This is a genomic window from Arthrobacter sp. Y3221087, assembly GCF_059089905.1.
This window is the reverse complement of the sequence record NZ_JBNHFE010000006.1, coordinates 35,621-58,240: the sequence shown is the minus strand read 5'-3', so window position 1 is coordinate 58,240 and position 22,620 is coordinate 35,621. Positions and strand designations below refer to the sequence as shown.

The 22,620-nt window shown below is 63.2% G+C and carries 17 protein-coding genes and 3 pseudogenes; 17 read left to right on the top strand and 3 right to left on the bottom strand.

Translation table 11 applies throughout. The features are described from left to right. Positions 1 to 498: 498 nt before the first annotated feature. Complete coding sequence (locus AC5RUO_RS16400) at positions 499 to 987, bottom strand: NUDIX domain-containing protein (protein ID WP_494011156.1); 489 nt, start codon at positions 985 to 987, stop codon at positions 499 to 501. Positions 988 to 1,378: 391 nt separating this feature from the next. Between AC5RUO_RS16400 and AC5RUO_RS16395 the strand changes: the two genes are divergently transcribed. The 17 genes and pseudogenes from AC5RUO_RS16395 (at position 1,379) to AC5RUO_RS16315 (ending at position 19,049) form a co-directional block, all read left to right on the top strand. Continuing rightward, complete coding sequence (locus AC5RUO_RS16395; RefSeq protein ID WP_494011157.1) at positions 1,379 to 2,230, top strand: fumarylacetoacetate hydrolase family protein; 852 nt, start codon at positions 1,379 to 1,381, stop codon at positions 2,228 to 2,230. 54 nt (positions 2,231 to 2,284) lie between these two features. Next, positions 2,285 to 3,901, top strand: a complete 1,617-nt coding sequence (locus AC5RUO_RS16390) for an FAD-dependent monooxygenase (protein ID WP_494053205.1) — start codon at positions 2,285 to 2,287, stop codon at positions 3,899 to 3,901. Between the two features lie 38 nt (positions 3,902 to 3,939). After that, positions 3,940 to 4,176, top strand: a pseudogene (locus tag AC5RUO_RS16385) (carboxymuconolactone decarboxylase family protein); the annotation flags it as partial. Continuing rightward, positions 4,136 to 4,393, top strand: a pseudogene (locus tag AC5RUO_RS16380) (thiolase family protein); the annotation flags it as partial. The pseudogenes AC5RUO_RS16385 and AC5RUO_RS16380, both read left to right, overlap by 41 nt. Positions 4,394 to 4,626: 233 nt before the next feature. Continuing rightward, the gene (locus AC5RUO_RS16375) at positions 4,627 to 5,313 is read left to right on the top strand and encodes an HD domain-containing protein (RefSeq protein ID WP_494104069.1); all 687 of its coding nucleotides are present in this window, start codon (positions 4,627 to 4,629) and stop codon (positions 5,311 to 5,313) included. A 60-nt stretch (positions 5,314 to 5,373) separates the two neighbouring features. Further along, complete coding sequence (locus tag AC5RUO_RS16370) at positions 5,374 to 6,168, top strand: IclR family transcriptional regulator (RefSeq protein ID WP_494011160.1); 795 nt, start codon at positions 5,374 to 5,376, stop codon at positions 6,166 to 6,168. Between the two features lie 156 nt (positions 6,169 to 6,324). Further along, positions 6,325 to 7,602 (top strand): cytochrome P450, encoded by a 1,278-nt coding sequence (locus AC5RUO_RS16365; protein ID WP_494011161.1) that lies wholly within the window; start codon positions 6,325 to 6,327, stop codon positions 7,600 to 7,602. Between the two features lie 4 nt (positions 7,603 to 7,606). Next, positions 7,607 to 8,722, top strand: a complete 1,116-nt coding sequence (locus AC5RUO_RS16360) for a PEP/pyruvate-binding domain-containing protein (protein ID WP_494011162.1) — start codon at positions 7,607 to 7,609, stop codon at positions 8,720 to 8,722. Positions 8,723 to 8,814: 92 nt separating this feature from the next. After that, positions 8,815 to 10,686, top strand: a complete 1,872-nt coding sequence (locus AC5RUO_RS16355; protein ID WP_494011163.1) for a PEP-utilizing enzyme — start codon at positions 8,815 to 8,817, stop codon at positions 10,684 to 10,686. After that, positions 10,679 to 11,455 carry an SDR family NAD(P)-dependent oxidoreductase gene (locus AC5RUO_RS16350; RefSeq protein ID WP_494104068.1) on the top strand — a complete coding sequence of 259 codons (777 nt, stop codon included), beginning with the start codon at positions 10,679 to 10,681 and terminating at the stop codon, positions 11,453 to 11,455. Before AC5RUO_RS16355 ends, AC5RUO_RS16350 begins: the two co-directional genes overlap by 8 nt. A 45-nt stretch (positions 11,456 to 11,500) precedes the next feature. Beyond that, a complete protein-coding gene (locus AC5RUO_RS16345) occupies positions 11,501 to 11,821 on the top strand; it encodes a 2Fe-2S iron-sulfur cluster-binding protein (protein WP_494011166.1) in 321 nt (106 codons plus the stop codon). Between the two features lie 2 nt (positions 11,822 to 11,823). After that, on the top strand, positions 11,824 to 13,128 hold the full coding sequence (locus tag AC5RUO_RS16340; protein WP_494011167.1) for an NAD(P)/FAD-dependent oxidoreductase: 1,305 nt from the start codon (positions 11,824 to 11,826) through the stop codon (positions 13,126 to 13,128). Positions 13,129 to 13,158: 30 nt separating this feature from the next. Next, positions 13,159 to 13,896, top strand: a complete 738-nt coding sequence (locus AC5RUO_RS16335) for an HD domain-containing protein (RefSeq protein ID WP_494011168.1) — start codon at positions 13,159 to 13,161, stop codon at positions 13,894 to 13,896. After that, the gene (locus AC5RUO_RS16330) at positions 13,893 to 15,398 is read left to right on the top strand and encodes an aldehyde dehydrogenase family protein (RefSeq protein WP_494053197.1); all 1,506 of its coding nucleotides are present in this window, start codon (positions 13,893 to 13,895) and stop codon (positions 15,396 to 15,398) included. Before AC5RUO_RS16335 ends, AC5RUO_RS16330 begins: the two co-directional genes overlap by 4 nt. A gap of 139 nt (positions 15,399 to 15,537) precedes the next feature. After that, positions 15,538 to 16,757 (top strand): annotated as a pseudogene (locus tag AC5RUO_RS16325) (4-hydroxybenzoate 3-monooxygenase). Between the two features lie 377 nt (positions 16,758 to 17,134). Then, positions 17,135 to 17,722, top strand: coding sequence for a TetR/AcrR family transcriptional regulator (locus AC5RUO_RS16320; protein ID WP_494104067.1), 588 nt, complete (start codon positions 17,135 to 17,137; stop codon positions 17,720 to 17,722). Positions 17,723 to 17,843: 121 nt separating this feature from the next. Then, positions 17,844 to 19,049 carry a fatty acid desaturase family protein gene (locus AC5RUO_RS16315; protein ID WP_494104066.1) on the top strand — a complete coding sequence of 402 codons (1,206 nt, stop codon included), beginning with the start codon at positions 17,844 to 17,846 and terminating at the stop codon, positions 19,047 to 19,049. 656 nt (positions 19,050 to 19,705) lie between these two features. On the opposite strand, the gene AC5RUO_RS16310 is transcribed toward AC5RUO_RS16315, so the two are convergent. Both AC5RUO_RS16310 and AC5RUO_RS16305 read right to left on the bottom strand, forming a co-directional pair. Continuing rightward, positions 19,706 to 20,737 carry an aldo/keto reductase gene (locus tag AC5RUO_RS16310; RefSeq protein WP_494011172.1) on the bottom strand — a complete coding sequence of 344 codons (1,032 nt, stop codon included), beginning with the start codon at positions 20,735 to 20,737 and terminating at the stop codon, positions 19,706 to 19,708. Between the two features lie 407 nt (positions 20,738 to 21,144). Further along, on the bottom strand, positions 21,145 to 22,125 hold the full coding sequence (locus AC5RUO_RS16305) for a Gfo/Idh/MocA family protein (protein ID WP_494104065.1): 981 nt from the start codon (positions 22,123 to 22,125) through the stop codon (positions 21,145 to 21,147). Between the last annotated feature and the right edge of the window lie 495 nt (positions 22,126 to 22,620).

Genomic DNA, 22,620 nt, shown 5'->3' with positions numbered 1-22,620 from the left:
GTTATGCCTGCGTCCGACGGGGATCATGTAATAAACTTTCACGGCCAACCATCGTCTCAGCGTGATTCGTTGAAGGCATCGGTGTCAAGGGTTCGGGCTCAGGAGCTCAGGGTCGGGTCCGCACAGGAAACGGGCAAACTTCAAGGCAGAGTTCCCGAGACGAAAAGAGGACGGCCAGAAAGACTAGTCGCTGCCGCGAACACCATGACCTTCCATCGGATTCAGCGGACAGGCGTACAAGGTTGAGCCAACCGGTGGATCCGGAGGTACTCAGCAGAAGCACCAGCTCCGGGTCCAGTTCAACAGCCGGACCGGTGACCGGACGCTGTGGCCACAGTGGATGTGCAGAACGGCCCTGTACAGGGGCGGATGGCGCCGCTGAATCGAGCCCCGGCGTCGGCGGGCATGCCAAGAACTGACACGGAGGGTCCACCGACTCTGGTTCCGTTCATTGACTCACTCGCTGGCCTAGCTTCGAGCTTAGGAGCTAACCCGCGGTTAAGGGCCGGGACTGTCGGGGGCGCCGTGACCGGTTGCATCGAGCACGCTGTCTAGCCAGGTGACGCGATTAGTAAAGCGCTTCGCCTTGCGAGGATCGGTCCACCGGTAGGAGTCGTGCTCCCAATTGATTTTCAGCCGCCTTCGGGATGTTAGGGCGGTGAAAGTGTGAATGAGCCACGGGGTTCCAAAGCGGTCGGTGACCACGAGGTCCGGTCCTTGACGGAGCGCCTGGAGGTCTTCGGCCCGCAGCCCCGCTTCTTCGAAGAGTTCTTCAAGAGCCTGCTGTTCCGGTGTCGCCCCGGGTTCCAGAAATCCGGTGATGCAGTGCCAAAGGCCGCTGTCGTGGCTAGGGCGGCGGCTTCTTCTAAACAGGGCAATCCTGCCCCGCCATTGGATGACGGCGGCGATGACAATGTGATTCAGGGGAATGTCAGATGCAGCGCCAGAGGGAACCTTGGTGCCAAGGACCGTATTGCTGGGGCCCATGTTCCTCTCCTTTACTACGTGCTCTCGAGGGGCTGGCACTTATAGTGCACAATTCTTGATCGATCCCGCCTCCTCAGCTGTGGACTACTGCCGGCGCCGTGTCAGCTAGGAGATAGAAATTTTCGAGAAAACCGGAGACGCGCACCGGCGCGCTGCACGACGCGGCGGTCCAGCTTGCTCGGTTGTTCCTAGGAGAGTCGCGCCCAGTCGGTCACCAGGGAGGTCACCAAGTCCTTGCCGATAGCCTAACAATCCATAACTATAGCAATAATGCCTAAAGACAGGATAATGTATTGTCCGTATCGATGTACCCCTTTAGCCGGCGGCGCCGCCGCCCAAAGAGAATCAACATCACCTCCCGGGGCGCTCGGCGCCGTGAAAGGAACCACACATGAACTACGCAACCTTCGTATCCGCAGACGGCTCCCCCACTTGGGGCATCATTGCCGACGGACAGGCGTACGATCTTGGCCCCAGCGGAGCCAACCTTGCCCGCACGCTCCGCGTCGCCGTCGAGCAGGGCATCTTCGGCACCGTTGGCGAGGAGTTCCGCAACGCCCCGTCCCGACCGGAAGCGGACATCGAGTTCCTCCCGCCCATCACGGATCCCGGCAAGATTCTTTGCATCGGCGTGAACTACCGCAGCCACCAGGAGGAATCCGGCAAGACGGAACAGAAGGCACCCACTGTCTTCACCCGCTTCGCTGACTCCCAGATGGGCCACCTTCAGCCTGCCCAAATGCCTGCCACCACCGCCAAGTTCGACTACGAAGGCGAAATGGCCCTGGTCATTGGCAAGGAAGCATTCCACGTCGCCGAGGAGGACGCCTTCGACTACGTTGCCGGCTACGCTGCCTACAACGACCTCAGCGTTCGCGACTGGCAGCTCGCGGCCTCCCAGTGGATTCCCGGCAAGAACTTCCCCGGCACCGGTGGGTTTGGCCCCTACCTTGTCCCGGCCGCCGAGCTGGGCGACGTCAACAAGCTCACCCTGGAAACCCGGGTCAACGGTGACATCCGCCAGAAGGCCTCCGTTGCCGACCTGTACTTCACCATTCCGCAGCTGATCGCCTATGTCACCGGCTTCACCAGGCTCTCGCCCGGAGATGTGATCGTCACCGGCACACCCGGCGGTGTGGGCCTGTTCATGGAACCGTCCGGGCTCCTCTCGGCAGGTGACGTGGTGGAAGTGGAAATCACCGGTCTGGGGACCCTGAAAAACACGGTGGAACTCGTCCCCTGACCTGCCCTGCTCCCGCCCAGCCTGCACCCTTATAGGAACGGAACCCACATCGGCATGGACACAATCATCGAAACCGACGTACTTGTCATCGGCGCAGGCCCCATCGGCCTGGCCACGGCGAACCTGCTGGCGGACCAGGGCGTTAACGTGATGCTCGTTGAACGTCATGCCGGTACCAGCGACGAACCGCGGGCCATCAGCGTCACCGACGAGACCCTGCGCGTTATGCAGCAGATCGGGATCCTGGACCGGTTGGCACCTGAAATGCTTATGGACACCGGCGCCCGCTACTACGGCCGGAGGAAACAGCTGCTGGCGGAGGTCCACCCGGCCGCCCCGCGGCTAGGCCACCCCGGCAAGTCCCAGTTCGACCAGCCCGTCATGGAATCACTGCTGCTAGAAGCCGCCCGGAGCCGTCCGTCGATCGACATCCGCTTCACCACCGAAGCGTTCCGCATCACGGACGGCCCCGAGCATGTAGAGACGGTACTGATCGACGGCGAGGGCAGGTACACCGTCCGCTCCAAATGGGTGGTGGCGTGCGACGGCGGCCGCAGTCCGGTCCGCTCCCAGCTCGGCATCCCTATGGAAGGTTCCACCCAGACCCAGAAATGGATCGTGGTGGACATCATCAATACCCCGGGCGAACCGGAGCGGTTTTCCGAATTCCACTGCAACGGGACACGCCCCGTCGTGGTGGTCCCCGGAGTCCACGGACGCCGCCGCTACGAGTTCATGCTCCTGCCCGGTGAGGATGCGGCGGAGATGACGTCTCCGGAAACCATCATCAGGCTCATCGCGCCGTTCCAAGAGATTGCTGCGGCCGATATCCGCCGGGCGGCGGTCTACGTTGCGCACCAGCGCGTTGCCCTAAGTTACCGCGTGGGGCACGTGCTCCTCGCAGGCGACTCGGCCCACATGATGCCCCCGTTTGCCGGCCAGGCCCTCAACGCCGGCATCCGCGACGCCGCCAACCTCACATGGAAGATCGCCGCGCACGTGCGCGGAACCGGCACTGACGCCCTGGTGGACACCTACCAGACGGAGCGGCGTCCGCACGCGGTGGACATGGTGCGCCTGTCCCACAGGATCGGCAAAGTGGTGATGAACGTCAACCCGGCGCTCACTGCCATCCGTGATGCCGCCATTACCGCCTCCGGCATCGTTCCCGCTGCCAAGGCATGGCTAGCCGGTATGAAGTTCCTCAAACAGCCGTACTTCACCGAAGGATGCGTGGCTCACCTGAGCACTGAAGCTCCAAAGTGGGCAGCCATGCTGGTGGGCCGTTCCCTGTCCCAGCCGCAGGTCAGGCTGTCCACCGGAAGCGCCGTCCCACTGGATACCCTCCTCGGTTCGGGCTGGGCACTGCTGCACTTCCCCCATGATCGTAGTGCGCCCATTGAGGTCAAGCGGCTGGGTACTGATAGCAACGGACCCGCGAAGAACGACGACAGCGGCCACCACCCCGCGCTGATCGGCGTAACCGACACCAGCGGCGCTTTCGCGGCTGCTGCAGGCAGCGGCATGACCATTGTGGTGCGGCCCGACCGCTACGTTGCAGCAGTTACCACCCCGTACACAGAGCAGGGGGCCTTCGAGGCATTGGCTGCCTACGTGCCGGCGCTGCCGCTCTGGCTGAAAGCCGAATCAGGGGAACATGCCACCCGCTGACAGACATCAGCAAATCACGCAACACGCTAAGGAGCTTGGGCCTGTCCCGGCAGATGCGTTCCGCCGTGACCCTCACCGCGATGGTGGCGCAGGGGCACTGGGACGAGCTGGCCATCCACGTCCGCGCGGCCCTCACCAACGGCCTGAGTAGGGACGAGATCAAGGAGATCCTGCTGCAGACCGCCATTTACTGCGGGGTCCCGTCGGCCAACGCGTTCAAGACCGCTTGGCAAGTCCTCGCTGGATGCGGCGATTATCGCTTCGCGCCAAATTAACGCCGGTGATCCGGAGTTGGTGCTGGTGGGCGGGGCAGAATCGATGTCCCGCGCGCCCTGGGTGCTGCCCAAGACGGAGAAACCGTACCCCGCGGGGGATATGACGCTGGCGTCTACGACGCTGGGCTGGCGCCTGGTGAACAAGGCGATGCCGAAGGAGTGGACCATCTCGCTGGGTGAGGCCACCGAGCGTTTGCGTGAGAAGTATGTCCCTACCGGTGCGGATCACTGCGACGTAGAGGGCGGTCGGTGGAACCTTCCCAGCCGATTCAGGCCAAAGACCAGCAGGACCCCGTTCGCCCCGAGCGGTCCCTCTGGTCGCGGCCGAGCCAATGATCCGGGACGGGATGAAGTCATTTTTTCGCACCCGGGGTCTCTGGCCCCTGGTGGCTTCCACTCAGTGGTTGTTTTCGGTTGCCGTGAGCGTAGGCGACGACGCATTGTTGCAGCATGACTAAGTTGCAGGCGACGGCGAACCATTACGGGCGGGATGTCTTGACTTACATTGAGGCGGAACCAGAAGGTGTAATCACCCTGGATCCTGCTCTCGTTGCAATGTGGGAGCTTGCAGCGCCTTTGCTTCGTGTGCGAGACAACGACGCGCACACACTGTGCGCACTTGGTCTCGCCTGTGCCTTGCTGGAATCGCACCCCGAGGCCGACCCTGCCATCGTCCTCCCGGCCATAATGCTCCACGACGTGGGGTGGTCCGAGGTGCCGCCGGAGGAGGTTCTGCAGGCCATTGCTCCAGGGGGCGGAAGGCCGGATCTGGTCCTTCTCCACGAAAAGGAAGGCGCCAGACTGGCTGCCGACATCTTGGTGCGGACAGGTTATGACGCCTCGAAGGTCCCTGAGATTCTTGTCATCATCGACGGTCACGACTCCCGGCGGACTGCGCTCTCTATAGAGGACGCGATCGTGAAGGACGCGGACAAGGCCTGGCGGCTCAGCCCGCACGGCGTTGACACCGTCATGGACTGGTTCGGGCTGGACCGGAATCAGGCCCTGCGGCTGTGCAGCCAGCGAGTCCATGGTTACCTCTTCACTGAGGAAGCGAAAGCGATGGCCAGCGCGCTGTCAGCGCTGGAGTCCGTCACGTTGTGGCCTCAACGACAGGCACTGCTGAGCGCAGACTAGACTCTGATGGAACTGCCGGGAGGCGGTTTGCAGTGGACACACAGCGGATAAGGAGTCGCGATGGCCGGCGGCAGCCGCGAACCAGGCCGGACTGTGACATCCAAGGTTCTGGCCATTTTGGAGGCATTCGAGAAATCGCGCGGGGCCTTGAGCCTGACCGACATCGCAGCGAAGTCCGGCCTGCCCTTGAGCACGACTCACAGACTCGTCAATGAACTGACGGAATGGGGCTTCTTTTCGCGCGAGCCAAACGGGCGCTACCAGCCGGGCATCCGGCTGTGGGAGCTAGCCCAGAACACTGGGCGGCAGCTGCGCGACGCAGCCCGCCCCTACGTCCAGGATCTGTTCTCCCTGACGGGTGAAACCGCACACCTTGCCGTCAGGGCCGGCCACGAGGTGCTCTACATCGACCGCGTCTACAGCTCCAGGAGAGTCCCGCGCGCCTCCCGCGTCGGTGGCAGGCTCCCGATGCACGCGACCGCTGTCGGAAAGGTCATCCTCGCCTTTGACGAGGACTGGGTCCGCGACGCTTACCTGAACCGGCAGCTGGAGCGACACACCGCGCACACTCACATTGACCCCAAGCGGCTGGCCGAGGAACTTGTCCAAATTCGTGAGCAGGGATATGCCACCACCCTGGAGGAGGTGCGGCTAGGTTCCTGCTCCATCGCCGTCCCGGTGTTCCACACCGGAAGGATCGGGGCGTCAATCGGCCTGGTGCTGCCCACCAGCCAGGCTGCCACAATGACCCGGCACCTGCCGGTGCTGAAGGGAATTTCCGCCCAGATCGAGCGCGCCACCGCCCGGATCCCGCTCGAGACCCTGCTCGGGAATCAGAACGTGACAAAGGACTGACCGGAACTTCTGCCGGGAAGACCAGGGCAAGAACGCATTGGCTTCTACTCAGTGGAAGCATTCCCTGTCACGTCGCGGTGATGAGGGACACACTGGTGAGTAGAAACCGCCGCCGTGCCTGACGCTGCCGGCGGAACCAAACCACCAGGAGTCCAGATGTCATCGTCGACAGAAACGGCCGGGCGCTGTCCCTTCGGGTACGGCGCCGAAGCCCCCGCCGGGCACCACGGCTACGAGCCGTTCCAGATGAAGGATCCCTTCCCGGCCTACGCCAAACTCCGGGCGGAACAGCCCGTCATGTTCGATGAGCGCGTCGGCCTCTACGTTGTCTCCCGCTATGACGACGTCAAGGCTGTCTTCGGGGACTGGGAGACCTTCTCGAGCGAAAATGCCCAGGCGCCGGTCCGGGAACGGGGCCCCGCTGCTAAAAAGATCATGGAAGACGGTGGGTTTACCGCCTATTCAGGTCTTTCGGCCCGTCGACCCCCGGAGCACACCCGGATCCGCGCCGTAGTGCAGAAGGCCTTCACCCCCCGCCGCTACAAGGCGCTGGAACCCTCCATCCGGCAGAACGTGGTGGCGTTGATCGAAAAGATGCTGACCCGCCCCGAGGGCCAGGGCGACCTGGTCCGCGACCTTGCCTATGACGTTCCCACCATCACCATCCTGACCCTGATCGGCGCGGACGTTTCCCAGGTGGACACGTTCAAGCGCTGGAGTGACTCGCGTGCAGCCATGACCTGGGGGGACCTCAGCGATGAGGAGCAGATCCCGCACGCTCAAAACCTGGTGGAGTACTGGCAGGAATGCCTCCGTCTGGTCCGGGTGGCCCACCAGGACGGCGGCGACAACCTCACCGCAGACCTGGTCAAGGCACAGCAGGACGGGGCGGAAATCTCCGACCACGAGATTGCCTCCGTCCTCTACAGCCTCCTGTTCGCCGGCCACGAAACCACCACCACGCTCATCTCCAACGCCCTGCGCGAACTCCTTGCACGGCCTGAACAGTGGCAGCAGCTGGTGGAAGATCCCAAAAAGATCCCGGCAGCGATCGACGAGGTCCTCCGTTACGCAGGATCGATCGTCGGCTGGCGCCGCAAGGCCCTCAAAGACACCGAGGTGGGCGGCGTTCCCATCGAGGAAGGTGCCCAGTTGCTCCTGCTGATGGGCTCCGCAAACCGTGACGAGAACAAGTTCGAAGCCGGCGAGGACTTCGATATCACCCGCCCCAACGCCCGCGAGCACCTCTCCTTCGGTTTCGGCATCCACTACTGCCTGGGCAACATGCTCGCCAAACTCCAAGCCAAAATCGCACTCGAGGAGGTGGCCCGGCTCGCCCCGGCGCTGCAGCTGGCGAACCCTGAATCCATCGACTTTCGCGAAAACCTCTCCTTCCGCGTCCCCGAAACCGTCCCCGTCACCTGGAAGGCCTAAAACCATGGAAAGCAAGGACTACATCCAGTTTTTCGACGGCGGGATCGAGCCGAAACTGGAATACCTCGGCGGCAAGGGCGCTTCCCTGGTCACCATGACCTCCGCGGGCATGCCCGTCCCGCCGGGCTTTGTGGTCACCACCGCCCAGTTCGATGCCTTTATGGACGAGGCTGGCATCACAGCAAAAATCAACCAGCTGCTCGCCGACCTGGACCCAGAGAACACCGCCCAGGTGGACAAGGTCTCCGCCATCATCCGCGAGGACATCTGCTCCCGCCCGGTGCCCCAGGCCCTGCGCGACCCGACCATCACCGCCTACGAGTCATTAATGTCCCGCTTCGACGCCCCCGTCCCAGTGGCCGTCCGCTCCAGCGCCACGGCGGAAGACCTCCCGGACGCCTCCTTCGCCGGGCAGCAGGACACCTACCTCTGGCTCGACGGCGTCAAGGCTGTCACTGAACACATCCGCCAGTGCTGGGCGTCCCTCTACACTTCGCGCGCCATTATTTACCGGTTGAAGAACAGCATCCTCAACGAGGGCCTCTCCATGGCCGTCGTGGTGCAGAAGATGGTCAACTCCCGCGTTTCCGGCGTCGCCATCACCATGGATCCCACCAACGGTGACCGTTCAAAAATCACCATCGATTCCTCCTACGGTGTGGGCGAAATGGTCGTCTCAGGCCAGGTCACGCCGGATAACATCGTCTTGGACAAGGTCACGCTCGCCGTCGTGAACGAACACCTCGGCGACAAGCACGCCGAACTGGTTCCCGACCTCGGCGCCAAGCGCCTCATTGAACGCGAGGTCGACGCCGACCGCCGCGGCCGCCGCAGCCTCACCGACGCGGAACTCACCGCGGTCGCCCAGATGGCCAAGCGGGCCGAGAAGCACTACAAGTGCCCGCAGGACATCGAATGGGCTCTGGATTCGGACCTGCCAGACGGCGAAAACCTCCTGCTGCTGCAGAGCCGTCCCGAGACCGTGCACTCCTCTAAACCGGCCGCACAGCCCACGGCCACCACCGGCGGCTACTACGGCGGACTCTCCAGCCCCACCCCAGCCACCGGCGGCTTCAGCCTCGGCAGCATCACCGCCTCCCTGTTCAAGCCCCCCGTCTAAGCACACCCAAAGCCCCACCGAAGCTCCTCGAGCTCCTCAGGCCAAGCTCCACACACCAAGGCTCAACGCCGAGCCCCATTGAAAGGACCGCCATGTCCCTCAAGTCCTTCCCCAAACCCTCCGAGCTTCCGGTCCCCGCCGGGGCCGAGGGCTGGGAAAAGATCTACCCCTACTATCTGGTCTTCCAGGACAAGCTCAAGGAGCAGGAAGACGCCAAGTTCTGGTTCTGCGACAGCCAGCACTGGCCCACGGTTTTCAAGCCTTTTGAGACCATCGGCGGCGAATTCGCGGTCAAATGCCTGGGCCAGTACAACGCCCGGCACCTGCTGATCCCCAACGCCAACGGCATCGAGTTCCGCATCCACCTTGGCTACCTCTACATGTCGCCCATCCCCGTGCCTGAGGACCAGATCGCAGCCCGCGTGCCCCTGTTTGAGCAGCGCGTGGGCCACTACTTCCAGAACTGGGAACAGCTGCTCAAGGAGTGGCACGTCAAGGTCAAGGGCACCATCGCGGAGATGGAGACCATCTCCTTCCCCAAGCTCCCGGCACTCGTCCCCATGGAGGACATCGTTGCGGGCAAGGGCAAGGACGGTTCGGAGAAGCTGCTGGAAAGCTACGACCGCCTCATCCAGCTCGCCTACCAGAACTGGCAGTACCACTTCGAGTTCCTGAACCTCGGCTACATCGCCTACCTGGACTTCTTCAACTTCTGCAAGCAGGTTTTCCCCAACGTTCCGGACCAGTCGATCGCCACCATGGTGCAGGGCGTCGACATGGAACTGTTCCGCCCGGACGACGAGCTCAAGCAGCTGGCCAAGCTCGCCGTGGAACTCGGGCTGCAGGCCCACTTCGGAAACACCGACGACGTGAACGCTACCTTGGGTGCCATTGCCTCCGCTTCCGGTGGGGAAAAGTGGATGGCCCAGTACGAGGGGGCCAAGGACCCGTGGTTCAACTTCACCGTCGGCAACGGCTTCTACGGCCACGACAAGTACTGGAATGAGCACCAGGAAATTCCGCTGGGCTACATCGCGGACTACATCCGCCGCGTGGACGAAGGCCAGGAAATCATGCGCCCCGTGGAAGCCCTCATCGCCGAACGCGACCGCATCATCGAGGAATACCGCGACCTGCTGGAAGGCGAAAACCAGGCGATTTTCGACGCCAAGCGTGGGCTTGCCGCCACCGCCTACCCGTACGTGGAGAACCATAACTTTTACATCGAGCACTGGACCATGGGTGTCTTCTGGCGCAAGATCCGCGAGCTGTCCCGCATGATGCAGGCGGAAGGCTTCTGGACCGAGCCGGACGACCTGCTGTACCTGGGCCGCAACGAGGTCCGCGACGCGCTCTTTGACCTGGTCACCGGCTGGGGAGTTGGCGCCAAGCCTATCGGCCCGGACTATTGGCCCGAAGAGGTCGAGCGCCGCCGTGGCATCGTGGACGCCCTCAAGACAGCCCGCCCCGCCCCTGCCCTGAACACCCCGCCGGAATCCCTCACCGAACCGTTCACCCGGATGCTGTGGGGCATCACCACCGAGCAGGTCCAGCAATGGCTGGGTGCCGGCGAAGCGGTTGAAGGCGGCGGCCTGCGCGGCATGGCCGCGTCACCCGGCGTGGTGGAAGGCCTGGCCCGCGTCGTCACCGACGCAGACCAGCTCTCCGAGGTCCGGCAGGGCGAGATCCTGGTTGCAACGGTCACCGCACCGTCCTGGGGCCCGATCTTCGGCAAGATCAAGGCCACAGTCACCGACATCGGCGGAATGATGAGCCACGCCGCGATCGTGTGCCGCGAGTACGGACTTCCGGCCGTCACCGGCACCGGATCCGCCTCGACCACCATCAAAACCGGCCAGCGGCTGCGCGTGGACGGAACCAAGGGCACGGTCGAAATCCTTGGTGCCGAGGACGAGCTGCTGGCCACCGGCCCCGGCGCGGCCCACAGCCACAGCCATGTCTGAAGAGACAGTGCCCGCAACCGGGCAAGAAGCGGGAAAAACCGTCCTCATCACCGGTGCCGCCGGCGGGCTGGGCAGGGCGTTTGCGATCGGCTTTGCCGGCCGCGGATACCGTGTGGCAGTAGCTGACATTAACCTCGAGGGCGCTGAACAGACGGCGAAACTCGTCCGCGAAAGCGGCGCCGACGCGGCTGCCTTCTCCGCGGACGTCACCGGTGTCGACTCCACCGAGAACCTGGCGAAAAGCTGCGCGGAGTTCGGGAACGGGAGCATCGACGTCGTGCTTAACAACGCCGCGGTGTATGCAGGCGTGACACGCAGCCCGTTTGAGGACATCGACCCGGCGGAATGGGACCTGGTGATGAACGTAAACCTCAAGGGCCCCTGGCTGGTGACACGCGCCGCGAGTCCATATCTGCCGCTGGGCGGGCGCGTCATTAACCTCTCCAGCGCCACCATTTTCAGCGGCTCCGAGCAGTGGCTGCACTACGTCGCCTCCAAGGGTGGCGTGGTGGCCCTGACCCGGGTCATGGCCAAGGAACTGGGCCGGCGGGGGATCACGGTCAACGCGATCGCCCCCGGTTTCACGCTCACGGAGGCCAGCTACGGGCTGATGGAGAACGCTGAGAACTACGGCGTGGACCGCGGTGCGATTAAGCGCGCCAGCCAGCCCGAGGACATCGTGGGAGCCGCGCTGTTTCTCGCCGGACCCGACAGCTCGTATTACACCGGCCAAACCATGGTGGTCGACGGCGGCCGGCAGTTCATCTAGCCCCCCACCTCCAAGAAAACCGACTTCAACCCCAAGGAGAGCCACATGCCAACGGTTCATTTCACTGACGCCGAAGGCGTTGTCCGCAACGTCCAAGGCAATCCCGGCGACTCGGTCATGGAAACCGCGGTGCGCAACGGCGTTCCCGGAATCGTCGCCGAGTGCGGCGGCTCGCTGTCCTGCGCCACCTGCCACGTCTTCGTCCGGGAGGACTGCCTCGAGCAGCTTCCGCCGATGGAGGACATGGAGGACGAGATGCTCTATGGCACCGCCGTGGACCGCGAGGAGAACTCCCGGCTGTCCTGCCAGCTCCGTCTCACCGAAAGCTCCGAACTTTTCATCACCACCCCGGAAACGCAGGTGTAAAGATGGGCACCACCATGGCGGCGGAACGGAACGCATCCGGCAGCGAAACCCGCACCCGGACCGGCCTGCTAATCATCGGCGCGAGCCAGTCCGGCGTTCAGCTTGCGGTGTCCCTGCGCGCCCTCGGCTTCGACGAACACATCACACTGCTGGGAGACGAGGACCACCGCCCATACCAGCGACCCGCACTGTCCAAGGAATTCCTCCAAGGAACGGTCGAGAGCGAGTCCCTGATATTCCGCTCCAACGAGTACTGGGCGGAACACAACGTGGACCTGGTCAAAGGCGAATACATCGTCCGAATCGACAAGGAAGCGGACGGTTCCGGGGTGGCGCATGCGTCCTCCGGCCGGCAGTTCCCCTTCAAACGGCTGGCTCTGACCGTCGGTGCACGCGCCCGCAAGCTGGAGATAGACGGCGGGGTCCTCGACGGCGTGCTGTACCTGCGCAACGCCGACGACGCCCTGGCGCTGAAGGCCCGGGTGGGTGACGCCACCGATGTGGTGGTGATCGGCGGCGGGTTCATCGGGCTGGAGGCGGCGTCCAGCCTGCAGAAAATGGGCAAGAATGTCACCGTGCTCGAGTTCGGTCCGCGGCTTGTGGGCCGGGCAGTGGGGGAGGAGACTGCCGAGTACTTCCTGCAGGCCCACCGCTCCCGCGGCCTGGACATCCGGCTCAACACCAGTGCTGCACGCTTCACCGCGAACGACACCGGCACGAAAGTTGCCGCCGTCGAGCTCCAGGACGGCACGGTGCTGCCAGCGCAGATTGTGCTGATCGGCATCGGCGTCATCCCCAACACCGACCTGGCCGAACAGCTGGGCCTGGAAGTGGACAACGGGGTGGTGGTGGACCGGTTCGCCCTGGCCTCTGACGGCACCACCGTTGCGGTGGGGGACGTGGCCAACATGCCCAACCCGGTCCCCGGTTCGGAACCGGGTGAGCGGATCAGGCTGGAAAGCGTCAACAACGCCATCGAGCATGCCAAGGTGGCCGCCTACTCGCTGATGGGCAGGCGCGAGGAGTACGCCGGGATCCCCTGGTTCTGGTCTAACCAGGCCGATCTGAAGCTGCAGATCGCGGGCCTCTGCAACGGTTACGACCAGACCGTGATCCGGCGTGACGGGGAACGCGGAAAGTTCACCGTCCTCTACTACCGGCAAGGCCAGATCATCGCCGCTGACTGCGTCAATGCGCCACTGGACTTCATGGCCGTGAAGAATGCACTGGCCAAAGGACAGAACATCCCCGCCGGCGCCGCTGCCGACACCGCCACACCTCTCAAGACCATCACCACGGACAGCTAGCCGCCAGGCCGGCCCACCCCAAGGAGCACAATGAGCACCCCCAAGACTCCGGTCGCCTCGGCCGGCCCCACCGCTGAAACCGACGAGCTGGCCCAGGCCTTCGCCGCCGAATACAGCGTCCGGCCAGTCCCGGCGCCCGGCCCGGTGGACACCACGCCCATCAGCACCACACCGGCCGCCCTTGAAGAACTCGACGCGCTCTGGAAGGCCGTTGTCCACGAGACCCGGACCCGCGGCAACGACATCCACCTGCCGATCTCGCTGGCTTTCGCCGAACGGCTGTGCCGGGCGTACCCCGACGCCGATGCCGAACTGGTGCGGGTTGCCACCCTGCTGCATGACACAGGCTGGGCCCACGTTGATGAATCCCGCATCATTTCCGAGGGTTTCGCCGGAGACTGGCGCAAGGCGGCCATCCGGTTTGAACACGAGGTGCAGGGCTGCAACGTGGCACGCCGGGTGCTCCCTGGGCTGGACTATTCTCCGGCTTTCGTCGAACGCGTGTGTGACATTATCGACGGGCACGACACGCGCCTGGAGGCCCGTTCGCTGGAGGATGCACTGATGCGCGATGCTGACAGGCTGTGGCGGTTCGACCACGCAGGCATCGCGCTGGCCTCATCGTGGTTCGGCATGGATCCGGCCACTTACACCGACAGGCTCGCCATCGAGATCGTGCCCGAACTCATCACCCAGGCCGCCGTGGATATGGCCACCGCCGACCTCAACCGTTCCAACGCCCTGCTCAAGACAGGAGTCATCCGATGACCGCAGCCACGCACGACGTTCCAGCCCTTGCCGTCCGGGCGGGCCTGACCCTGCCGTACACCCATGTGGACGACATCTTCGTAGACGGAGCCTGGACCCCGGCCCGCGGCACCGGACGCAATCCGGTCACCGACCCCGCCACTGGCCAAGTCTGGGGATCAGTACCAGACGGAACTCCCGAAGACGTTGATGCCGCCGTCGGCTCCGCCCAGCGGGCGTTCCAAGGAAAGTGGCCCCGGTTGACTCCGTCGGAACGTGCCGCCTACCTGGTCCGGATTGCGGAGGAAGTCGAAAAGCGGGCCGAGGAACTCTCGCTGACCAACTCGCGGGAAAACGGATCTCCGGTAGCCGAGTCCGCCGGCGCGGCGGCCAACGCCGCGGGCATTCTCCGCTACTTCGCCACACTCGCCCAGTACCTGGAATACGAGGACGTCCGCCCCTTCCCAACAGGCGGCGGGGAATCCGTCGTACGGCGCGACCCTGTGGGAGTGTGCGCTCTGATCGCGCCGTGGAACTACCCCATCAACCTGGTGGTCATCAAGCTCGCACCTGCGCTGCTGGCAGGCTGCACCGTCGTGATCAAACCCGCCTCACCCACCCCGCTGTCTTTCCGTGTCATCATCGACGCAGTGGCCGCCGCCGGCGTTCCGGCAGGCGTCGTTAATCTGGTCACAGGATCCGGGCGGCTCGGAGACACGCTGGTAAAGCACCCTGGTGTAAACAAGGTCGCCTTCACCGGCTCCACGCCGGTGGGCCGGAAAATCGCTGCGGCCTGCGGGGAACTGTTGCGCCCCGTCACCCTGGAGCTCGGTGGCAAATCCAGCGCCATCGTGCTTCCGGACGCCGACCTGGATGCCATGTCCAAGGTGCTGATCCGCTCCTGCATGCGCAACACAGGGCAAACCTGCTACATCTCCACCCGCATCCTGGCTCCGGCAAACCGCTACCAGGAAGTCGTGGACATGGTCACGTCCACAATCGCCGCCGGAAAGCAAGGGGACCCTCTGGACCCGGACACCGTGTTCGGGCCGTGCGCCACCGAAGCCCAATACCGGACCGTGCTGGAATACATTGAATCCGGACTCGCAGAAGGCGCCCGGGCCACAACCGGAGGACGTGCACCCTCTCTGGGCGGCGGCCTGGAAAAGGGGTACTTCGTGGAACCCACCGTGTTCGCCGACGTCACGCCCGAGATGCGGATATCCCGCGAGGAGATCTTCGGCCCGGTAATCTGCATCCTTAAATACAACGACGTCGACGAGGCAGTGGCGCTGGCAAACAACACCGAGTTCGGTTTAGGCGGATTGGTTTTCGGGGCGGACTCTGAAGCTGCCCTCGCTGTTGCTGATCGGATGGACACCGGGTCCGTAGGCATCAACTTCTTCGCCTCCAACCATGCCGCACCCTTCGGCGGCCGGCACAACTCCGGCCTGGGTACCGAGTACGGGAAAGAAGGCCTGAACGCCTACCTAAGCTACAAGTCCATCCACCGCCGCGCATAGCACGTTCCGGCTCCGTCCGGCCCCCGGGGGACTGCACGCCAGCTAAACCCAAGGTGTCCCCCCAACTCCCATTCCATATAACGCCAAACAGGCAACCCGACGCACTGTTGGGCAGAATCAACATCAGCCCGCCGTATTGATGCCGAGGGCCCGCAACGAAGCGAGGAATATCGTGGCAGCACGCAAAACCATCAAAACGCAGGTCGCTATCATGGGCGCCGGCCCGGCCGGCCTCATGCTTTCCCACCTGCTGGCCAAGGCCGGCATTGCATCAACCGTCATCGAAATCCGCAGCCGCCGGGAGATCTCCGAGACGGTCCGCGCCGGCATCCTCGAGCATGGAACCGTGAACATGCTGGTCAACAGCGGCGTTTCGGACCGCGTGCTGCGCGAAGGTGATCGGCACGACGGCATTGAGCTGCGCTTCAATGGCGAAAGCCACCGTATCGACTTCAAGGAACTGGTGGGGGAGTCGGTCTGGCTCTACCCGCAGACCGACGTTTTCATGGACCTGGCGGCGCGGCGGGAGGACGACGGGGTGATGTCCGGTATAGCGTCACGGACACCACTGTTCATGATCTGGAAGGTTCGCCCAAGGTCTGGTTCACCGATGCCGACGGTGTTGACTATGAACTGCAGGCCGATTTCGTTGCCGGCGCGGATGGCTCCCGCAGCCACTGCCGCTTCCAGATCCCGGAGGCGCAGCGCAAGTGGTACTTCCATGAGTACCCGTTTGCCTGGTTCGGAATCCTTGCGGAGGCTCCCCGCAGCTCGGATGAGCTGATTTACGCCAATTCGGAGAACGGCTTCGCGTTGATCAGCCAGCGCACCGAGACGGTGCAGCGGATGTACTTCCAGTGTGACCCGAACGAGGACGTGAACGACTGGAGCGAGGAGCGCATCTGGGAGGCGTTCCGGAGCCGGGTCAACGGCAACGGTTTCGAGCTGAAAGAGGGGCCGGTCATTGACAAGATGGTCCTGAAGTTCCGCAGCTTCGTACACACACCGATGCGGCACGGCAAGCTGTTCCTGGCGGGGGACGCAGCGCATACCGTGCCGCCGACCGGTGCCAAGGGCCTGAACCTTGCCATCCACGACGTCAAGGTGCTCTTCGAAGGCCTGGACGGCTACTACAGCACCGGCTCCACGGCGCTTCTGGATTCCTACAGCGACCGCGCCCTGGAGCGCGTGTGGAAAGCGCAGCAGTTCTCCTACTGGATGACGTCCATGCTGCACACCCCGGTCGACGCCGATGACTTCTCCCGGGCGCGCCAGCTCGGCGAACTTAACTCCGTGGTGTCCTCCCGCCATGGCCAGGCCTACCTCGCCGAAGCCTACACCGGCTGGCCCTCCGCCTAGATCTGCTTCATCCTGTAGTCGCCGCATGGGCGGCATGAGTATCCCTCCACCTGCATGAAACTCCTGTGGCACTATCCGGTATCAGCATTAAAAGCAGGAGAGTCGCTTTGAAGGCCAAAGCTTCTGCGCGAACTTCATGCCGTCAACACTTCCTACGGCAGTTCAGAGGGGCCTGACTAGGCAACAAACAAAAGGCCCGCGATACCTCCTCCCCGTCAGACCTAATTGCCCGAAACAGACCGCCGGCAGGGCAATCGGACTTCTTTACGCCTAGTTACTGCACATGTGTGCTGTAACTCCCCTAGGATGGGTTCATGGCACAGTACGGACGTAGTCAGACCCGGGTGACGCGGAGAGGATCGAATGATCCTCGAGCAATGGCGTCGCAACGCCTTCTGGTGGAGGCGCTGACGAGGGTAGTCAAGGCGGAAGGCTTCGGCGCCGCCTCCGTGACCCATATCGCGCGTGAGGCGGGGCTGAGCCGGAGTGGGTTCTATGAGCAGTTCGCCAGCGTCGAGGAGCTCGCGTTATTCGTCCTTGATGACCTGGTGGTCAGGATTGCTGCCCTCGATGTTGAGGCCCGGACCGTGCACGGCGCCGACGGGCCAGCTGTCTCCGAGTTCGCATTGGAGCTCATTCTTCAGACGGTCTTCGAGAACCGGGAGCTCTACGAGCACCTGCTGCTCTCCGAGCGCGCCAGTGGCACCGTTGCGAGAGCCATCCAAGGGTTCGCCCGGGGCATTCGGCCGATCATGGTTGTCGCCCGACCGGAGTGGCCGGATGCGCGAATCGATCTCATGGCGAGCTCGTTCGCCGGGCTGATCATCAGTGGAGTGATGCACGCCTTCAGGACGAGCTACCCCGCCACTGCCCACGATCTTGCACGTGAACTCGTCAGCTTCATGCCGACGTGGCTCTTCATCGCGGACGGCAGCGACCGCCCAGATGGAGCAGTCCCGGGTTAAACCTTAGTGACCGCTAACTAGGGCTGGTCCCTACGACGGGCCGGCCGGTGTCAACCAATCCAGCAGGGGCTTTCGGCAGAAGTCGGGCCCGTGAACCTTGACCTAGGAGGAGCACCACCGCATGACCGTAGTTACCAACAAACCTGGATATTCCGGGGATGCCGTGGAAGACGGTAACTCCACGAAGAAGGGGCCGGGTCGGGTGAAAATCCGCCCGGGCGCTCTCGCCGAGTCCGGCGGCCCGACACGCCGGCCCCCGTCCGCGGCGCATCTCTCGGACGAGCAGGTCGCTGAGCTGGGCCGCGAGCTCGACGCCATCCGCGACGGCATCCTCGCTACACGGGGTGCTGCTGACGCCGCGTACATTCGCCGCCTGATCAAGATACAGCGGGGCTTGGAAATTTCCGGCCGCGCCGCGCTGCTGGTTAGTAAGAACAAGGCGGCCTGGGTCACCGGCACCACGCTCCTGAGTCTGGCCAAAATCCTCGAGAATATGGAAATCGGGCACAACGTGCTGCACGGCCAATGGGACTGGATGCGGGACCCCGACATCCACTCCACCACCTGGGAGTGGGACTTCGTCACCCCCTCACGCGCCTGGCAGCACACCCACAACGACTCCCACCACCGCTGGACCAACGTGGTCGGCAAGGACAACGACGTGGGATTCAATCTGCTGCGAATGGACCCTGAGCAGGAATGGACGCCGTTCAACCTGGGCAACCCGCTCTACAACGCCCTCCTAGCCCCGGTCTTTGAATGGGGTATCGCAATCTACGATCTCGAGCTGACCGAATACAAGAAAGGCGAGAAGTCCAAGGAGGCGCTAGTCAAGGACCTCAAAGCCCTAGGGCGAAAGGCCCTCAAGCAGTTCACTAAGGACTACGCCGCCACCCCCGCCGTGGCCATGCTCACCGGTTCCGGCAAACAGGCGCTCTACGGCACCCTGACGGCCAACGCCGTCCGCAACCTCTGGGCCCACGCCGTCATCTTCTGCGGCCACTTCCCCGAAGGCACAGATACCTTCACCGAAGAAATGGTCGAAGGGGAAACGCGCGGCGACTGGTACGTCCGCCAGATGATTGGCTCCGCCAATATCTCTGGCTCCAAGTTCATGCACCTTATGACCGGCAATCTCTCACACCAGATCGAGCATCACCTTTTCCCGGACTTACCCTCCAACCGGTACGCAGAAATCGCGCCGAAGGTCCGCGAGATCTGCCAACGCTACGGGCTGATCTACACCACAGGCCCCATCTGGAAACAGGTCGGCTCCACCTGGGCCAAGATTTGCAAGCTCGCACTGCCGCCCAAAACGAATAGGTAGCACTCACAGCCTGGCTCTCCTGCCATCATCTTTTCTGCGCCTGCTTGAGACACAAGGAGCCAGCGCGGTTTTCGAGCTTTCACGAGTTTTGCAGTGAGTGCAGCAACGGCAGTGCGCAGGAGTTCGCCCAGCTACTTCTACTCCCGTTGTTTCAGCGCCGATAACCGGCCTTCTGTCCGTTGTGGCAGAGGTCGCCTGATGCTGTGGCTGGGGGACGGCCGTTCCGGAAGCTCCTGGCGCAGCATATAGAGCTGCCGTGCCCCCGGGCTCGGGAGGGGACTTCCCAGTGTTTGTAAGGGCTGGAATGCAGTTCGAGTCCCACCTCGGGCACGACGTATTCCCTCGTCAGAGGCGAATTCGCTGTGACGTGCGTACAAAGCTTGTGGTCGCGTCAGCTGACGGGTTGGTCGCGGCGTGTGGCCTGGCCGCCGTGGTGGCTTATTGAAGTGTGTGGGTGCGGGCTCAGGGACCTGGCTAGTGGGGCCCTCCGCCTGCTTTGTACTGCTTTTATGCCGTTTCTCGTTCAGGTTCTGTCGGGTTGGGCAGGAGTGTCCAACGCCAGTTCATCGTCCGGAGTTATGGGTGCTACATGACCTCGTAGGGGTATGCCCCAGCCTCACGTCGCGGTGACGCGACCTCATGCTGGTGGCCTTGGGTTACCTGCCGCCTTCAATCTTCCGGCTGCGCTGTTCCTGAGCCATGGGGCCATAGGGATACACCCCGACGCGGGGTTGGCTGGCCTGGGTTAGCCGCTCTGATTCCTCGGGTGTCAGTTCGAGGTCGGCAGCGGCAAGGTTATCGGCCAGTTGCTCGATGTTGCGGGCGCCGAGAATAACGGACGTCACCGCGGGCCGATCTGCCAACCATGCCAGAGCCACTTGCGAGGCGCTTGCACCATGGTCAGCGGCGATCTTTTCCACTGTTCCGATGATCTCCCAGGTGCGGGGGTCGTCGTTGCGGGCCTGCCACGCCTCCATGCCCCGGTTGGGATTCTCACCGAGCCTGGTGGCACCGGTGGGAGGCTGGTCGCGCTTGTATTTGCCGGACAGCCAGCCGCCGCCCAGTGGCGACCACGGAAGCAGGCCGATGTTCGCGTCCAGGGAGGCCGGGACGATCTCCGACTCGATCTCACGGACAAGCAGGCTGTACTGCGGTTGGAGGGTTACGGGGGCGCTCCAGCCGTGGGCTTTGGCCAGGTGGACGGCCTTGGTCAGCTGCCACCCCAGGAAGTTGGAGAACCCGTAGTAGGCGATCTTGCCGTTGCTGACGGAGTCGTGCAGGAAACGCAGCGTCTCCTCCAGCGGTGTTATGGGGTCCCATGCGTGCATTTGGTAGAGGTCAATCTGTTCCACCCCCAGACGGCGGAGGGAATCATCTAAGGCCCGGGTCAGGTGGCGGCGGGACGTGCCGACGTCGTTAGGCGCCTCGCCCATTGGGAAGCGCCCCTTGGTGGCCAGTGCTATGCGGTCCCTGGCTTCGGGCCGCCGCGTGAGCCAGCGTCCGATGATTTCCTCCGATACCCCGGCAGTGTAAACATCGGCTGTATCGATAAAGTTGCCGCCGGCGGCAACGTAGTCATCAAGGATGGCATGGGACGTTTCCTCCGTGGTCTCCGCCCCGAACGTCATGGTTCCGAGAGCGTAGTTTGAAACTACAGTGCCGCTGTTGCCCAGTGTGCGGTATTGCATGATGTTCCTCAGTTCTTGGTTGGGGGTGTTGATCCGCCCTCTTTGCACCGGCACTAAGGTCACTGCGGCGGCTGCGTAGCGCGGGAGCCAGTTCCTAGGGACTACTCCGTTGACGTTACGCACGTCCTCCGGCAATGTCAGCAGGTTTTCCTGTCCCTGCTTTTCCTAGGACGACGAGTCCTACCGTCCCTGCAGTTGGGATATCCAAGGGAGGACTAGCATGAGGACCCGCCGCCGCAACGCCTAAATCCCTGCTCCAAAGGCAGACCGCGTAGGGCGGTGATCCCATTTGCAGCCGAAGTTGGAGGAGGTGCCGTAGCAGTAATTCCGGCTCGAATTCGAATGCTGGCGGTGGGCCCTCGTTCAGCATTAGCGTCGCGGTACTGCCGCTCCCGGGAAAGCTGTTTCTACTTCATAGGGCTGAACCCTGCTGAGGCGTAGATTCCGTCGATGACTTTCATGTTGAAAAGGCTGTCGGGGCCCTCGGTGAGTAGCCGGATGCCTGACTGAAGACCATGGACGATCGCCTCCAGTTGATGGTCGTAGGTCTCAAGGCCTCGTACGGTCCACGTGCGGTCCAGCCCGTTATTGCTCTGGGTGATGGAGTGCCCCTTGGAAGGGAACACCAGATTGTTGACGACCAGCCTTCCTTCGGTACCGAGCACTTCGAGGGAGGAGTTCAGGTGCCCGGGCTGTTCGAGCATTGCTGAAGTGATGAGCGCTTTTGCTCCTGAGGGGAACTGGAGGTCGGCCGCTACGCTTAGGTCCGCGCCGAGGGGATTGAGGGTCCCGCTGGCTCGGACTATGGTTGGTTCTTCGCCCATGAATGCCCGCACCCAGTGAACCGGGTAGCAGCCGAGGTCCATAAGCGATCCGCCACCCAATCGTGGGTCATGCCGCAGCGACGCGGGATCGAACGGATTTGAACTGGAAAAGTCTGCCCGCAGTGTCAAGATTTCCCCGAGCACGCCGGAGGCCTTGACGGCATCGAGTTCAGCGCTTAGTGGGTGGTACCGGTCATGGAAAGCTTCGATGAGGCGGTAACCTGTCGTTTGCGCAGCTTCCAGCATTTGCGCAGCCTGATCGGCATTCATCGCGAAGGGTTTTTCGCAGAGCACGTGCTTGCCTGCTTCGAGTGCGGCAATCGACCACATAGCGTGCTCGGAGGGTGGCAGCGCGTTATAGACCAGATCAACTCCGGGGTCGCATAGCAAAGCGGCGTAGTCGCTGTAGAAACGGTCAACCCGATGGCGCTCTGCGAACCGCCGTGCAGATTCTGCACGGCGGGAGGCTACCGCGACGACCTCGACGTCGGTTCGTCGCCTGGCGGGCCGGATGACCGCCGCGGGCGCGATGCCGGCTGCGCCCAGAATTCCGATTCGTAACACTGCATTTCTCCTTGCCGCGGCACCAAATTTTGCTACATACCCGCACACTACTCGCGTCAACTTGTCAGTATGTCCGTCTCACGCCCCCGAGACACAGCGTGACTTCTGCCACCTGCATAACTCAACGCAGCGGGACGCAGAGAGGAACAAACGGCAGTCTCGTGGCAAGCAGCGGACGTTGACCCTGGCGCGTCCAACTTATATAGTTCAAGCAATAAACTAATTCTAGTTCTAAGGGTCCACCATGTGCAAGGATGCGGCATGACTCCAGACACCGGGGCTGGCGCGACAGGGCCGTGCCACCACCCGGTACCGAGGTTTCACCCATATCAAATGGTGGCCATGCTTAAGGGTTATCGATTAGGCAGGAGACTTCGTCAATGCCAGTGCAGTAGTGGGTGGGTGGCCAGCAGCAGGAATTGTGCGCCTGCACCGCACGGGGAAGCCATCCGCCCGCCACTGCTGTGGATCGTCACCGGGAAGCGCACCATCTCC

Bases quoted from the DNA above. Each gene is read 5' to 3' on its own strand.
- AC5RUO_RS16400 (WP_494011156.1), bottom strand. From the start codon at position 987: ATGGGCCCCAGCAATACGGTCCTTGGCACCAAGGTTCCCTCTGGCGCT.
- AC5RUO_RS16395 (WP_494011157.1), top strand. From the start codon at position 1,379: ATGAACTACGCAACCTTCGTATCCGCAGACGGCTCCCCCACTTGGGGC.
- AC5RUO_RS16390 (WP_494053205.1), top strand. From the start codon at position 2,285: ATGGACACAATCATCGAAACCGACGTACTTGTCATCGGCGCAGGCCCC.
- AC5RUO_RS16375 (WP_494104069.1), top strand. From the start codon at position 4,627: ATGACTAAGTTGCAGGCGACGGCGAACCATTACGGGCGGGATGTCTTG.
- AC5RUO_RS16370 (WP_494011160.1), top strand. From the start codon at position 5,374: ATGGCCGGCGGCAGCCGCGAACCAGGCCGGACTGTGACATCCAAGGTT.
- AC5RUO_RS16365 (WP_494011161.1), top strand. From the start codon at position 6,325: ATGTCATCGTCGACAGAAACGGCCGGGCGCTGTCCCTTCGGGTACGGC.
- AC5RUO_RS16360 (WP_494011162.1), top strand. From the start codon at position 7,607: ATGGAAAGCAAGGACTACATCCAGTTTTTCGACGGCGGGATCGAGCCG.
- AC5RUO_RS16355 (WP_494011163.1), top strand. From the start codon at position 8,815: ATGTCCCTCAAGTCCTTCCCCAAACCCTCCGAGCTTCCGGTCCCCGCC.
- AC5RUO_RS16350 (WP_494104068.1), top strand. From the start codon at position 10,679: ATGTCTGAAGAGACAGTGCCCGCAACCGGGCAAGAAGCGGGAAAAACC.
- AC5RUO_RS16345 (WP_494011166.1), top strand. From the start codon at position 11,501: ATGCCAACGGTTCATTTCACTGACGCCGAAGGCGTTGTCCGCAACGTC.
- AC5RUO_RS16340 (WP_494011167.1), top strand. From the start codon at position 11,824: ATGGGCACCACCATGGCGGCGGAACGGAACGCATCCGGCAGCGAAACC.
- AC5RUO_RS16335 (WP_494011168.1), top strand. From the start codon at position 13,159: ATGAGCACCCCCAAGACTCCGGTCGCCTCGGCCGGCCCCACCGCTGAA.
- AC5RUO_RS16330 (WP_494053197.1), top strand. From the start codon at position 13,893: ATGACCGCAGCCACGCACGACGTTCCAGCCCTTGCCGTCCGGGCGGGC.
- AC5RUO_RS16320 (WP_494104067.1), top strand. From the start codon at position 17,135: ATGGCGTCGCAACGCCTTCTGGTGGAGGCGCTGACGAGGGTAGTCAAG.
- AC5RUO_RS16315 (WP_494104066.1), top strand. From the start codon at position 17,844: ATGACCGTAGTTACCAACAAACCTGGATATTCCGGGGATGCCGTGGAA.
- AC5RUO_RS16310 (WP_494011172.1), bottom strand. From the start codon at position 20,737: ATGCAATACCGCACACTGGGCAACAGCGGCACTGTAGTTTCAAACTAC.